Genomic DNA, 14,564 nt, shown 5'->3' with positions numbered 1-14,564 from the left:
CACCTTGCTGGTATGCCTCACACTTTTTTCTTACTATATTAGTTCGTAGCAGCCGTCGCTTTTACGACAATTTCTCCATCTTCCACATCTAATACGATATGTTGACCTTTTTCAATATTGCCCTTCAGAAGCTCCTCAGAAAGTCGATCTTCTACATGCTTTTGAATCGCTCTTCTTAACGGACGCGCACCGTACTCAAGATCTACTCCTTCGTCGGCAATCTTCGCTTTTGCTGCTTCCGTCAATTCAATTGATAGGTCTTGTTCTTTTAATCGTTTTGTCAATTGATCAGACATGAGAGACACGATCTCTTTGAGATGTTTCTTCTCAAGCGAGTGGAAGACAATGATTTCATCAATACGGTTGATAAACTCAGGTCTAAACGCACGTTTCAACTCGCCCATCACTTTGCCTTTCATATCCTTGTAATTTTGACTTTCGTCCTGCACGTTAAAGCCAACGTATTTATTGCGCTTCAGCTCACTAGCTCCAACGTTTGATGTCATAATCAAAATCGTATTTCTAAAGTCAACGGTACGCCCTTTAGAATCCGTCAGACGACCATCTTCTAATACTTGCAGTAAGATATTAAATACATCTGGATGAGCCTTTTCAATCTCGTCTAATAGAACGACAGAATAAGGTTTTCTTCTCACTTTTTCAGTCAGCTGTCCACCTTCATCATAACCGACATATCCTGGAGGTGACCCAACAAGTCTGGATGTAGAGTGTTTCTCCATGTATTCAGACATATCAATACGGATCATTGCTTCTTCATCACCGAAAATAGACTCGGCGAGTGCTCTTGCAAGCTCTGTTTTACCAACCCCTGTTGGTCCTAAGAAGATAAAGGAACCGATTGGACGTTTTGGATCTTTTAGGCCTGCACGCGCACGTCTCACAGCTTTCGCTACAGCAACAACTGCTTCATCCTGCCCGATCACACGAGAGTGGAGTAATTGTTCCATATTCAGAAGCTTATCTGTCTCCGTTTGAGCAATTTTTGAAACAGGCACTCCCGTCCAGCTGGAAACGACCATTGCGATATCATCTACAGATACCTCTGAATTCTCTTGTCCCTGCTTTTCTTTCCATGATTTCTTTGTAACTTCTACTTTTTCACGCAAACGCTGCTCTGTATCGCGAAGAGAAGCTGCTTTTTCAAATTCTTGACTTTGAACTGCCGCATCCTTTTCCTTGCGTACTTCATCCAGCTTTTGCTCTAGTTCTTTTAGGTTAGGCGGTGTTGTGAACGAACGCAAACGGACTTTCGAACCTGCCTCATCAATTAAATCAATCGCCTTATCTGGAAGGAATCTGTCAGAGATATAACGGTCAGACAGCTTCACTGCCGCCTCAATCGCTTCATCTGTAATAGACACACGGTGATGTGCTTCATACCGGTCTCTAAGTCCTCTTAAGATTTGAATACTCTCATCAACAGAAGGCTGATCTACTTGAATTGGCTGGAAACGTCGTTCAAGCGCAGCATCCTTTTCAATGTATTTACGGTACTCATCTAATGTTGTCGCTCCAATACATTGAAGCTCACCACGTGCTAAAGATGGTTTTAGAATATTAGACGCATCAATTGCACCCTCTGCTCCACCAGCACCAATGAGTGTATGAAGCTCATCGATAAAGAGAATGATATTTCCTGCCTGACGAATTTCGTCCATGACTTTTTTCAAACGATCCTCGAATTCACCACGATATTTCGTTCCAGCTACAACGGTTCCCATATCCAGTGTCATCACTCGTTTATCACGCAGGATTTCAGGCACTTCGTTATGAATAATTTGCTGTGCAAGACCTTCTGCGATGGCTGTTTTACCAACACCAGGCTCACCAATCAGCACAGGGTTATTTTTTGTTCTTCTACTTAGAACCTCAATGACACGTTGAATTTCTTTGCTTCGGCCAATGACTGGGTCCAAGCTGTCCTCTTTTGCAATAGCAGTCAAATCTCTTGCCAAGCTATCAAGTGTTGGTGTATTTGCATTGCTATTAGAGCCTGCCGCAGATGCACCTGTTTCATTGCTTCCAAGCAGCTGCAGGACTTGCTGACGTGCTTTATTTAAGCTCACTCCTAGGTTATTTAAGACACGGGCAGCGACACCCTCTCCCTCACGAATAAGACCTAATAGAATATGTTCTGTCCCTACATAGGAATGACCTAGCTTTCTTGCTTCATCCATTGAAAGCTCAGTGACCTTCTTCGCTCTAGGCGTATAATGAGGAATAGCTTGAGACACCTCTTGCCCTCTTCCAATCAAGCTTTCGACTTCTTTTTGGATTTTATCTGAAACAAGGCCCAGTGCTTCTAACGCTTTGGCAGCGATGCCCTCCCCTTCACGTACAAGGCCAAGTAAAATGTGCTCAGTACCAATATTCTTATGGCCTAGGCGAATGGCTTCTTCTTGTGCAAGTGCTAATACCTTTTGAGCTCTTTCAGTGAATCTTCCAAACATCATATCGTTTCATCCTCCTGTCCATTCCTATGCATTTCTAAGCGCAGCCTTTCTCTAATAATCGCTGCTCGTTTTATATCTCGTTCATTTGGCTCCAAGGCTCCTCCTGAATATTGTTGAAGGAAACCAGGCTGGGTCAAAATCATGAGTTCATTCAGTATATTACTTGAAAGCCCCTTAATGATACCTAAATCAATTCCAAGCCGCACATCTGACAAACACTTTGCTGTTTCTTTTGATTCAATCATACGACAATTAGCCAAAATCCCTAAGGACCGGTACACTCTGTCCTCAAGTTCAATTTTAGATGTTTGATATAATGCTTTTCGTGCAGATCGCTCTTGTTCAATGAGCTGAGCGGTCACACTATTCAAGTCATCTACAATGTCTTCTTCTGATTGACCAAGTGTCATTTGATTTGAAATTTGAAAGATGTTCCCTATTGCTTCGCTGCCCTCACCATAAATTCCTCTGACCACAAGTCCTAATTGATTAATGGCGGGAATAATACGATTCATTTGTCTCGTGAGCGCTAATGCCGGTAAATGCATCATGACCGAAGCCCTAATACCTGTACCTACATTAGTCGGACAACTTGTTAAGTATCCTCGCTTTTCAGAAAATGCATAATCCACTTGCTCTTCAATCCAGTCATCTACCTGATTAGCCGCTTTTAGTGCATTGGCTAGCTGAAAACCTGGGAATAAGCATTGGATTCGAATATGGTCTTCTTCATTCAACATCACACTGATTTCTTCATTTTCAGAAAGCAAACAGCCGCCAAATCTTGATTCAGCTAAATTGGGGCTGATCAAATGTTTTTCAACAAGTACTCTCTTTGCTAAAGGCTGCGTTTCATTCATTCGAATCAGAACAAAGTTTCCAATGTCCTTCACTTCCTGGCTAGCAAACTTTTGCTCGAATTGCTGGAGAACAGCTTCAGCTTCTTCTTGAGAAAACTGAGTTGGGAAACGAACATGCTCTAGATTGCGCGCTAGCCGGATTCGACTGCTTAGAACAATGTCACTTTCTGGTCCTTTTTGTTTCATCCACTGACTTAGAGCGTCTTGAATAAAATGCTGGAGCGACATGTCGTTAATCTCCCTCCCTCTGCTGAGATTGCTCATGCTCTAATGCACGAATTTGATCTCGAACTTCTGCTGCTTTTTCGAACTCTTCCTGTTCAATCAGCTGCTTCAGCTCTTGCTGCATTAACTCAAGTTTCCGGCGGACATGCAGGCTGCCGGCAATTCGTTTTGGGACTTTCCCATTATGGACTGTATTTCCACTATGGACTTTCCGTAAAACAGGGTTCAGATACTGATCAAATGTACGATAGCATTCTGCACAGCCAAATCGGCCTGTTTTTCTGAACTGCTGAAAGGTTAAGCCACACTTAGGACATTGATCCACTTCTTTTGCTTCTTGAAAAATAGACGAGCTCTTGTTAGCACTTGTGGTGAAGCTAGGATCAATATTTAATAAGCCTGATAATAAGTTGTGAATCGAGAAACCTTGGTTTCCACTCATAGCATATGAATCACTGTTTTCTTTTGCACATTGTTCACATATGTGCATTTCTTGTTTTTCTCCATTTATAACTTTCGTAAAGTGAAAAGTGGCTGGTCTCTCATTACATTCTTGACAAATCAATCTTTTCACCCGCTTTACTTTAATTTCAAAGCATTTAACATCGCTTTCATCATCCGAGCCCGGAGTTCATCACGTTCAGGTAAATCAATATGCAATACAGAACGGTCCATGACACTAATCATCATCTTAGCTTCTCTTTCAGATAAAATGTTATTTTCAACAAGACGCATGATGATGTGATCAGATGCAGCCTGTGATAAACGATGATATATTTGGGAAATAATGTTGTTCAATAAGTCCACTTCATCATTCATTTTGACTTTAATGATGCGGATATAGCCACCGCCGCCACGCTTACTTTCAACGATATAGCCTCTCTCGCTCGTAAAGCGTGTATTGATAACATAGTTAATTTGTGAAGGTACGCATTGAAATTTATCTGCAATTTCATTGCGTTTAATTTCTAATATTTCTCGACCGTTCTGATCCAAGACTTCCTTCAAATACTGCTCGATGATATCAGAAATATTTTGTGCCACTCCGCCTCCTCCTCCATTGACTTTGACTATATTTGACTTTAATCTTACTATAAATTTTTTCGGTCGATTTTTCAAGATAATCGCTCAACTAACAATATTATTTCCACATTTATATGGTGCCAAACCTCCAAAAAACACAAAAAAGACCAGTTCCAAATGGAACTGATCCTGATAGAAGCTTGGCGGCGTCCTACTCTCACAGGGGGAAACCCCCAACTACCATCGGCGCTGAAGAGCTTAACTTCCGTGTTCGGTATGGGAACGGGTGTGACCTCTTCGCTATCGCCACCAAACCTGATGGAGAGAATGTTCTCTCAAAACTAGATAACAATGTTCATGTTTCACATTAGAATATAGGTTAAGTCCTCGATCTATTAGTATCTGTCAGCTCCACGTGTCACCACGCTTCCACCTCAGACCTATCAACCTGATCATCTTTCAGGGATCTTACTTCCTTGCGGAATGGGAAATCTCATCTTGAGGGGGGCTTCATGCTTAGATGCTTTCAGCACTTATCCCGTCCGCACATAGCTACCCAGCGATGCCCTTGGCAGAACAACTGGTACACCAGCGGTGCGTCCATCCCGGTCCTCTCGTACTAAGGACAGCTCCTCTCAAATTTCCTGCGCCCGCGACGGATAGGGACCGAACTGTCTCACGACGTTCTGAACCCAGCTCGCGTACCGCTTTAATGGGCGAACAGCCCAACCCTTGGGACCGACTACAGCCCCAGGATGCGATGAGCCGACATCGAGGTGCCAAACCTCCCCGTCGATGTGGACTCTTGGGGGAGATAAGCCTGTTATCCCCGGGGTAGCTTTTATCCGTTGAGCGATGGCCCTTCCATGCGGAACCACCGGATCACTAAGCCCGACTTTCGTCCCTGCTCGACTTGTAGGTCTCGCAGTCAAGCTCCCTTGTGCCTTTACACTCTGCGAATGATTTCCAACCATTCTGAGGGAACCTTTGGGCGCCTCCGTTACATTTTAGGAGGCGACCGCCCCAGTCAAACTGCCCACCTGACACTGTCTCCCTGCCCGATAAGGGCAGCGGGTTAGAAGGTCAATACAGCCAGGGTAGTATCCCACCGATGCCTCCACCGAAGCTAGCGCTCCGGTTTCCAAGGCTCCTACCTATCCTGTACAAGCTGTACCAACATTCAATATCAGGCTGCAGTAAAGCTCCACGGGGTCTTTCCGTCCTGTCGCGGGTAACCTGCATCTTCACAGGTACTATAATTTCACCGAGTCTCTCGTTGAGACAGTGCCCAGATCGTTGCGCCTTTCGTGCGGGTCGGAACTTACCCGACAAGGAATTTCGCTACCTTAGGACCGTTATAGTTACGGCCGCCGTTTACTGGGGCTTCAATTCGCACCTTCGCTTACGCTAAGCGCTCCTCTTAACCTTCCAGCACCGGGCAGGCGTCAGCCCCTATACTTCGCCTTACGGCTTCGCAGAGACCTGTGTTTTTGCTAAACAGTCGCCTGGGCCTATTCACTGCGGCTTCTCGGGGCTTTAACACCCTAAGAAGCACCCCTTCTCCCGAAGTTACGGGGTCATTTTGCCGAGTTCCTTAACGAGAGTTCTCTCGATCACCTTAGGATTCTCTCCTCGCCTACCTGTGTCGGTTTGCGGTACGGGCACCTCTCACCTCGCTAGAGGCTTTTCTTGGCAGTGTGGAATCAGGAACTTCGCTACTAAATTTCGCTCGCCATCACAGCTCAGCCTTTACGGGAAACGGATTTGCCTATTTCCCAGCCTAACTGCTTGGACGCGGATATCCAATACCGCGCTTACCCTATCCTCCTGCGTCCCCCCATTGCTCAAATGGTGAGGAGGTGGTACAGGAATATCAACCTGTTGTCCATCGCCTACGCCTTTCGGCCTCGGCTTAGGTCCCGACTAACCCTGAGCGGACGAGCCTTCCTCAGGAAACCTTAGGCATTCGGTGGACGGGATTCTCACCCGTCTTTCGCTACTCATACCGGCATTCTCACTTCTAAGCGCTCCACCAGTCCTTCCGGTCTGGCTTCACAGCCCTTAGAACGCTCTCCTACCACTGTTCGTAAGAACAGTCCGCAGCTTCGGTGATACGTTTAGCCCCGGTACATTTTCGGCGCAGAGTCACTCGACCAGTGAGCTATTACGCACTCTTTAAATGGTGGCTGCTTCTAAGCCAACATCCTGGTTGTCTAAGCAACTCCACATCCTTTTCCACTTAACGTATACTTTGGGACCTTAGCTGGCGGTCTGGGCTGTTTCCCTTTCGACTACGGATCTTATCACTCGCAGTCTGACTCCCAAGGATAAGTCATCGGCATTCGGAGTTTGACTGAATTCGGTAACCCGGTAGGGGCCCCTAGTCCAATCAGTGCTCTACCTCCGAGACTCTTACCTTGAGGCTAGCCCTAAAGCTATTTCGGAGAGAACCAGCTATCTCCAGGTTCGATTGGCATTTCACCCCTACCCACACCTCATCCCCGCACTTTTCAACGTGCGTGGGTTCGGGCCTCCATTCAGTGTTACCTGAACTTCACCCTGGACATGGGTAGATCACCTGGTTTCGGGTCTACGACCACGTACTCATGCGCCCTATTCAGACTCGCTTTCGCTGCGGCTCCGCATCTTCTGCTTAACCTTGCACGGGATCGTAACTCGCCGGTTCATTCTACAAAAGGCACGCCATCACCCGTTAACGGGCTCTGACTACTTGTAGGCACACGGTTTCAGGATCTATTTCACTCCCCTTCCGGGGTGCTTTTCACCTTTCCCTCACGGTACTGGTTCACTATCGGTCACTAGGGAGTATTTAGCCTTGGGAGATGGTCCTCCCGGATTCCGACGGAATTTCACGTGTTCCGCCGTACTCAGGATCCACTCTGGAGAGAACAACATTTCAGTTACAGGGCTGTTACCTTCTTTGGCGGGCCTTTCCAGACCTCTTCGCTTATATCGTTCCTTTGTAACTCCGTATAGAGTGTCCTACAACCCCAAGAGGCAAGCCTCTTGGTTTGGGCTGTTCCCGTTTCGCTCGCCGCTACTCAGGGAATCGCATTTGCTTTCTCTTCCTCCGGGTACTTAGATGTTTCAGTTCCCCGGGTATGCCTTCTCATACTCTATGTATTCAAGTATGGATACTACTCCATTACGAGCAGTGGGTTTCCCCATTCGGAAATCTCCGGATCAAAGCTTGCTTACAGCTCCCCGAAGCATATCGGTGTTCGTCCCGTCCTTCATCGGCTCCTAGTGCCAAGGCATCCACCGTGCGCCCTTTCTAACTTAACCATTTCTTACTTTAGAAAGAATCACTATGTGTGATGAACTTTGCATTGCATTCAATGTGAATGTATTACTTATTGTTATCTAGTTTTCAAAGAACAATCCTGTCTCGCTAGAGACATGTTTTGAAGGAATGATCCTTCAAAACTAAACAAGACGAAAACATACGCTGCTCCATATATCCTTAGAAAGGAGGTGATCCAGCCGCACCTTCCGATACGGCTACCTTGTTACGACTTCACCCCAATCATCTGCCCCACCTTCGGCGGCTGGCTCCATAAAGGTTACCTCACCGACTTCGGGTGTTGCAAACTCTCGTGGTGTGACGGGCGGTGTGTACAAGGCCCGGGAACGTATTCACCGCGGCATGCTGATCCGCGATTACTAGCGATTCCAGCTTCACGCAGTCGAGTTGCAGACTGCGATCCGAACTGAGAACAGATTTATGGGATTGGCTAAACCTTGCGGTCTTGCAGCCCTTTGTTCTGTCCATTGTAGCACGTGTGTAGCCCAGGTCATAAGGGGCATGATGATTTGACGTCATCCCCACCTTCCTCCGGTTTGTCACCGGCAGTCACCTTAGAGTGCCCAACTGAATGCTGGCAACTAAGATCAAGGGTTGCGCTCGTTGCGGGACTTAACCCAACATCTCACGACACGAGCTGACGACAACCATGCACCACCTGTCACTCTGTCCCCGAAGGGAAAGCCCTATCTCTAGGGTTGTCAGAGGATGTCAAGACCTGGTAAGGTTCTTCGCGTTGCTTCGAATTAAACCACATGCTCCACCGCTTGTGCGGGCCCCCGTCAATTCCTTTGAGTTTCAGTCTTGCGACCGTACTCCCCAGGCGGAGTGCTTAATGCGTTAGCTGCAGCACTAAGGGGCGGAAACCCCCTAACACTTAGCACTCATCGTTTACGGCGTGGACTACCAGGGTATCTAATCCTGTTCGCTCCCCACGCTTTCGCTCCTCAGCGTCAGTTACAGACCAGAGAGTCGCCTTCGCCACTGGTGTTCCTCCACATCTCTACGCATTTCACCGCTACACGTGGAATTCCACTCTCCTCTTCTGCACTCAAGTTTCCCAGTTTCCAATGACCCTCCCCGGTTGAGCCGGGGGCTTTCACATCAGACTTAAGAAACCGCCTGCGAGCCCTTTACGCCCAATAATTCCGGACAACGCTTGCCACCTACGTATTACCGCGGCTGCTGGCACGTAGTTAGCCGTGGCTTTCTGGTTAGGTACCGTCAAGGTGCGAGCAGTTACTCTCGCACTTGTTCTTCCCTAACAACAGAGCTTTACGATCCGAAAACCTTCATCACTCACGCGGCGTTGCTCCGTCAGACTTTCGTCCATTGCGGAAGATTCCCTACTGCTGCCTCCCGTAGGAGTCTGGGCCGTGTCTCAGTCCCAGTGTGGCCGATCACCCTCTCAGGTCGGCTACGCATCGTCGCCTTGGTGAGCCATTACCCCACCAACTAGCTAATGCGCCGCGGGTCCATCTGTAAGTGACAGCCGAAACCGTCTTTCATCCTTGAACCATGCGGTTCAAGGAACTATCCGGTATTAGCTCCGGTTTCCCGGAGTTATCCCAGTCTTACAGGCAGGTTACCCACGTGTTACTCACCCGTCCGCCGCTAACATCCGGGAGCAAGCTCCCTTCTGTCCGCTCGACTTGCATGTATTAGGCACGCCGCCAGCGTTCGTCCTGAGCCAGGATCAAACTCTCCGAAAAAGTACAAAACCGAAGTTTTGTTTTTCGTCAGCGTTTGACTGACTACCTATGAAGTATCATAGGATTTTTTTATAAAAACTCGAATTAACAGGTACGTTTTGTCTTGTTTAGTTTTCAAAGATCATATTGGTGGAGCCTAGCGGGATCGAACCGCTGACCTCCTGCGTGCAAGGCAGGCGCTCTCCCAGCTGAGCTAAGGCCCCATAAAAGATGGTCGGGAAGACAGGATTCGAACCTGCGACCCCTTGGTCCCAAACCAAGTGCTCTACCAAGCTGAGCTACTTCCCGATCTTAATGGCGCGCCCGAGAGGAGTCGAACCCCTAACCTTTTGATCCGTAGTCAAACGCTCTATCCAATTGAGCTACGGGCGCTTATTTATAATGCCGAGGGCCGGACTTGAACCGGCACGGTAGTCACCTACCGCAGGATTTTAAGTCCTGTGTGTCTGCCAATTCCACCACCCCGGCGTGGATGGTATAAGCGGAAGACGGGATTCGAACCCGCGACCCCCACCTTGGCAAGGTGGTGTTCTACCACTGAACTACTTCCGCATTACAGGATTTCTTTATTTTATTTGGCAATGCGGGTGAAGGGACTTGAACCCCCACGTCATAAAGACACTAGATCCTAAGTCTAGCGCGTCTGCCAATTCCGCCACACCCGCATGAAACATGGTGAGCCATGAAGGACTCGAACCTTCGACCCTCTGATTAAAAGTCAGATGCTCTACCAACTGAGCTAATGGCTCGCTTTAAAAGCGACTTGTCTATCTTACCATATGAAAGTGGTGCCGGCAAGAGGACTTGAACCCCCAACCTACTGATTACAAGTCAGTTGCTCTACCAGTTGAGCTACACCGGCTTTATCTATCCTAACATTATGTAAGAATAAATATGGTGGAGGATGACGGGCTCGAACCGCCGACCCTCTGCTTGTAAGGCAGATGCTCTCCCAGCTGAGCTAATCCTCCATATTGTGTCGTTTCGAAGTGTCTCTCGATCTGACAAATAGTATTATATAACGATAAGATATTGTTTGTAAAGACTTTTTTAAAATAATTTTTGAATTTATTTTAAAGCTGTTTTTTCATCTTTTCGTTAAGGCACCTAAAGAAGTTTACCACTTGTCTCATCATTTTAAAAGCCTTTTTTTCATTTTTTTATGTTTTTTTGTTAAAAAGAGTTCTAATAAGGCTTTATCACTGTGGAAACAGCATTTTTGAAGCTTCTATACCCTAATTTTATTTCATATATCTCTGGATAAAAACATTTAAATAAGAAGTTCTGTTATTATTTTATTTTTCTGAGAAATCTTTTTCGCATAAAAAAGTGTGAAAATGTTGCTGGCCTTTACTATTTTTCAGCAAATCGTTTCGCATCATTTTTTTCTGCTGCTTCAAATATTCAACAGCTTTATCATCGATATAAAATTTTAGCAGGAGATATAAAATGAGTATCGTTTTTTTCATTTCTTCTATCTTTTTAAATTTGAAAATTCAACAATGGCTGACCAACCCCTTCGGGATGAGGTCTTTCTATTTAGTAGCCCTATACATCGTCTTTCTATATCTATTTAGACCAAGGTGAGGTTTTCTATGCTTTTAGTGATGCCCTTGATGATTTGAGCTGCCGGTTCATATGATGACCGACATGTTAAATTGAAGGAGCATGAAGTTTGATTTATGTAGCAATCACGTGGGAACAACGTATTTTTACTTTAACAACCTATTATATAGAAGCAAATCATTCAAAAACACAAAAAAGACCAGTTCCAAATGGAACTGATCCTGATAGAAGCTTGGCGGCGTCCTACTCTCACAGGGGGAAACCCCCAACTACCATCGGCGCTGAAGAGCTTAACTTCCGTGTTCGGTATGGGAACGGGTGTGACCTCTTCGCTATCGCCACCAAACCTGATGGAGAGAATGTTCTCTCAAAACTAGATAACAATGTTCATGTTTCACATTAGAATATAGGTTAAGTCCTCGATCTATTAGTATCTGTCAGCTCCACGTGTCACCACGCTTCCACCTCAGACCTATCAACCTGATCATCTTTCAGGGATCTTACTTCCTTGCGGAATGGGAAATCTCATCTTGAGGGGGGCTTCATGCTTAGATGCTTTCAGCACTTATCCCGTCCGCACATAGCTACCCAGCGATGCCCTTGGCAGAACAACTGGTACACCAGCGGTGCGTCCATCCCGGTCCTCTCGTACTAAGGACAGCTCCTCTCAAATTTCCTGCGCCCGCGACGGATAGGGACCGAACTGTCTCACGACGTTCTGAACCCAGCTCGCGTACCGCTTTAATGGGCGAACAGCCCAACCCTTGGGACCGACTACAGCCCCAGGATGCGATGAGCCGACATCGAGGTGCCAAACCTCCCCGTCGATGTGGACTCTTGGGGGAGATAAGCCTGTTATCCCCGGGGTAGCTTTTATCCGTTGAGCGATGGCCCTTCCATGCGGAACCACCGGATCACTAAGCCCGACTTTCGTCCCTGCTCGACTTGTAGGTCTCGCAGTCAAGCTCCCTTGTGCCTTTACACTCTGCGAATGATTTCCAACCATTCTGAGGGAACCTTTGGGCGCCTCCGTTACATTTTAGGAGGCGACCGCCCCAGTCAAACTGCCCACCTGACACTGTCTCCCTGCCCGATAAGGGCAGCGGGTTAGAAGGTCAATACAGCCAGGGTAGTATCCCACCGATGCCTCCACCGAAGCTAGCGCTCCGGTTTCCAAGGCTCCTACCTATCCTGTACAAGCTGTACCAACATTCAATATCAGGCTGCAGTAAAGCTCCACGGGGTCTTTCCGTCCTGTCGCGGGTAACCTGCATCTTCACAGGTACTATAATTTCACCGAGTCTCTCGTTGAGACAGTGCCCAGATCGTTGCGCCTTTCGTGCGGGTCGGAACTTACCCGACAAGGAATTTCGCTACCTTAGGACCGTTATAGTTACGGCCGCCGTTTACTGGGGCTTCAATTCGCACCTTCGCTTACGCTAAGCGCTCCTCTTAACCTTCCAGCACCGGGCAGGCGTCAGCCCCTATACTTCGCCTTACGGCTTCGCAGAGACCTGTGTTTTTGCTAAACAGTCGCCTGGGCCTATTCACTGCGGCTTCTCGGGGCTTTAACACCCTAAGAAGCACCCCTTCTCCCGAAGTTACGGGGTCATTTTGCCGAGTTCCTTAACGAGAGTTCTCTCGATCACCTTAGGATTCTCTCCTCGCCTACCTGTGTCGGTTTGCGGTACGGGCACCTCTCACCTCGCTAGAGGCTTTTCTTGGCAGTGTGGAATCAGGAACTTCGCTACTAAATTTCGCTCGCCATCACAGCTCAGCCTTTACGGGAAACGGATTTGCCTATTTCCCAGCCTAACTGCTTGGACGCGGATATCCAATACCGCGCTTACCCTATCCTCCTGCGTCCCCCCATTGCTCAAATGGTGAGGAGGTGGTACAGGAATATCAACCTGTTGTCCATCGCCTACGCCTTTCGGCCTCGGCTTAGGTCCCGACTAACCCTGAGCGGACGAGCCTTCCTCAGGAAACCTTAGGCATTCGGTGGACGGGATTCTCACCCGTCTTTCGCTACTCATACCGGCATTCTCACTTCTAAGCGCTCCACCAGTCCTTCCGGTCTGGCTTCACAGCCCTTAGAACGCTCTCCTACCACTGTTCGTAAGAACAGTCCGCAGCTTCGGTGATACGTTTAGCCCCGGTACATTTTCGGCGCAGAGTCACTCGACCAGTGAGCTATTACGCACTCTTTAAATGGTGGCTGCTTCTAAGCCAACATCCTGGTTGTCTAAGCAACTCCACATCCTTTTCCACTTAACGTATACTTTGGGACCTTAGCTGGCGGTCTGGGCTGTTTCCCTTTCGACTACGGATCTTATCACTCGCAGTCTGACTCCCAAGGATAAGTCATCGGCATTCGGAGTTTGACTGAATTCGGTAACCCGGTAGGGGCCCCTAGTCCAATCAGTGCTCTACCTCCGAGACTCTTACCTTGAGGCTAGCCCTAAAGCTATTTCGGAGAGAACCAGCTATCTCCAGGTTCGATTGGCATTTCACCCCTACCCACACCTCATCCCCGCACTTTTCAACGTGCGTGGGTTCGGGCCTCCATTCAGTGTTACCTGAACTTCACCCTGGACATGGGTAGATCACCTGGTTTCGGGTCTACGACCACGTACTCATGCGCCCTATTCAGACTCGCTTTCGCTGCGGCTCCGCATCTTCTGCTTAACCTTGCACGGGATCGTAACTCGCCGGTTCATTCTACAAAAGGCACGCCATCACCCGTTAACGGGCTCTGACTACTTGTAGGCACACGGTTTCAGGATCTATTTCACTCCCCTTCCGGGGTGCTTTTCACCTTTCCCTCACGGTACTGGTTCACTATCGGTCACTAGGGAGTATTTAGCCTTGGGAGATGGTCCTCCCGGATTCCGACGGAATTTCACGTGTTCCGCCGTACTCAGGATCCACTCTGGAGAGAACAACATTTCAGTTACAGGGCTGTTACCTTCTTTGGCGGGCCTTTCCAGACCTCTTCGCTTATATCGTTCCTTTGTAACTCCGTATAGAGTGTCCTACAACCCCAAGAGGCAAGCCTCTTGGTTTGGGCTGTTCCCGTTTCGCTCGCCGCTACTCAGGGAATCGCATTTGCTTTCTCTTCCTCCGGGTACTTAGATGTTTCAGTTCCCCGGGTATGCCTTCTCATACTCTATGTATTCAAGTATGGATACTACTCCATTACGAGCAGTGGGTTTCCCCATTCGGAAATCTCCGGATCAAAGCTTGCTTACAGCTCCCCGAAGCATATCGGTGTTCGTCCCGTCCTTCATCGGCTCCTAGTGCCAAGGCATCCACCGTGCGCCCTTTCTAACTTAACCATTTCTTACTTTAGAAAGAATCACTATGTGTGATGAACTTT

The 14,564-nt window shown here is 47.7% G+C and carries 4 protein-coding genes, 9 tRNA genes and 5 rRNA genes; all 18 read right to left on the bottom strand.

All coding sequences use genetic code 11. From position 1 onward, the window contains the following. Nucleotides 1-38 precede the first annotated feature (38 nt). The 18 genes from clpC to NST59_RS00500 all read right to left on the bottom strand — a co-directional run bounded on the left by clpC (nucleotide 39) and on the right by NST59_RS00500 (nucleotide 14,523). Nucleotides 39-2,474 carry an ATP-dependent protease ATP-binding subunit ClpC gene (gene clpC / locus NST59_RS00585; RefSeq protein WP_007496263.1) on the bottom strand — a complete coding sequence of 812 codons (2,436 nt, stop codon included), beginning with the start codon at nucleotides 2,472-2,474 and terminating at the stop codon, nucleotides 39-41. Continuing rightward, the gene (locus NST59_RS00580; RefSeq protein WP_058838237.1) at nucleotides 2,471-3,562 is read right to left on the bottom strand and encodes a protein arginine kinase; all 1,092 of its coding nucleotides are present in this window, start codon (nucleotides 3,560-3,562) and stop codon (nucleotides 2,471-2,473) included. Before NST59_RS00580 ends, clpC begins: the two co-directional genes overlap by 4 nt. Nucleotides 3,563-3,566: 4 nt before the next feature. Next, nucleotides 3,567-4,124 (bottom strand): UvrB/UvrC motif-containing protein, encoded by a 558-nt coding sequence (locus NST59_RS00575; protein ID WP_064497446.1) that lies wholly within the window; start codon nucleotides 4,122-4,124, stop codon nucleotides 3,567-3,569. A gap of 14 nt (nucleotides 4,125-4,138) precedes the next feature. Beyond that, nucleotides 4,139-4,603, bottom strand: coding sequence for a CtsR family transcriptional regulator (locus NST59_RS00570; RefSeq protein WP_003217184.1), 465 nt, complete (start codon nucleotides 4,601-4,603; stop codon nucleotides 4,139-4,141). A gap of 177 nt (nucleotides 4,604-4,780) precedes the next feature. Beyond that, nucleotides 4,781-4,896 (bottom strand): 5S ribosomal RNA (gene rrf, locus NST59_RS00565). A 61-nt stretch (nucleotides 4,897-4,957) separates the two neighbouring features. Continuing rightward, nucleotides 4,958-7,888 (bottom strand): 23S ribosomal RNA (locus tag NST59_RS00560). A 182-nt stretch (nucleotides 7,889-8,070) separates the two neighbouring features. Next, nucleotides 8,071-9,619: ribosomal RNA gene (locus tag NST59_RS00555) — 16S ribosomal RNA — on the bottom strand. A 127-nt stretch (nucleotides 9,620-9,746) separates the two neighbouring features. After that, nucleotides 9,747-9,822 (bottom strand) — tRNA-Ala (locus NST59_RS00550). Between the two features lie 8 nt (nucleotides 9,823-9,830). Beyond that, a tRNA-Pro gene (locus NST59_RS00545) sits at nucleotides 9,831-9,907 on the bottom strand. 7 nt (nucleotides 9,908-9,914) lie between these two features. Beyond that, nucleotides 9,915-9,991 (bottom strand) — tRNA-Arg (locus tag NST59_RS00540). Nucleotides 9,992-10,001: 10 nt separating this feature from the next. Then, nucleotides 10,002-10,087 (bottom strand) — tRNA-Leu (locus tag NST59_RS00535). Between the two features lie 12 nt (nucleotides 10,088-10,099). Then, nucleotides 10,100-10,171 (bottom strand) — tRNA-Gly (locus NST59_RS00530). A gap of 30 nt (nucleotides 10,172-10,201) precedes the next feature. Continuing rightward, nucleotides 10,202-10,284, bottom strand: a tRNA-Leu gene (locus NST59_RS00525). 8 nt (nucleotides 10,285-10,292) lie between these two features. Next, a tRNA-Lys gene (locus tag NST59_RS00520) sits at nucleotides 10,293-10,368 on the bottom strand. Nucleotides 10,369-10,405: 37 nt separating this feature from the next. After that, nucleotides 10,406-10,481, bottom strand: a tRNA-Thr gene (locus NST59_RS00515). A 33-nt stretch (nucleotides 10,482-10,514) separates the two neighbouring features. Then, nucleotides 10,515-10,590 (bottom strand) — tRNA-Val (locus NST59_RS00510). Nucleotides 10,591-11,415: 825 nt separating this feature from the next. Further along, nucleotides 11,416-11,531 (bottom strand): 5S ribosomal RNA (rrf, locus tag NST59_RS00505). A gap of 61 nt (nucleotides 11,532-11,592) precedes the next feature. Further along, a 23S ribosomal RNA gene (locus tag NST59_RS00500) occupies nucleotides 11,593-14,523 on the bottom strand. Together the 16S, 23S and 5S rRNA genes with 9 tRNA genes alongside form the textbook arrangement of a ribosomal RNA operon. Nucleotides 14,524-14,564 lie beyond the last annotated feature (41 nt).

It is taken from the genome of Bacillus sp. FSL R5-0439 (assembly GCF_038008805.1).
GTDB lineage: Bacteria > Bacillota > Bacilli > Bacillales > Bacillaceae > Bacillus > Bacillus safensis.
This window is presented reverse-complemented; position numbering and strand designations above follow the sequence as displayed.

Excerpts from the sequence above, each read along its gene's own strand:
- clpC (WP_007496263.1), bottom strand. The coding sequence starts at position 2,474 with ATGATGTTTGGAAGATTCACTGAAAGAGCTCAAAAGGTATTAGCACTT.
- NST59_RS00580 (WP_058838237.1), bottom strand. The coding sequence starts at position 3,562 with ATGTCGCTCCAGCATTTTATTCAAGACGCTCTAAGTCAGTGGATGAAA.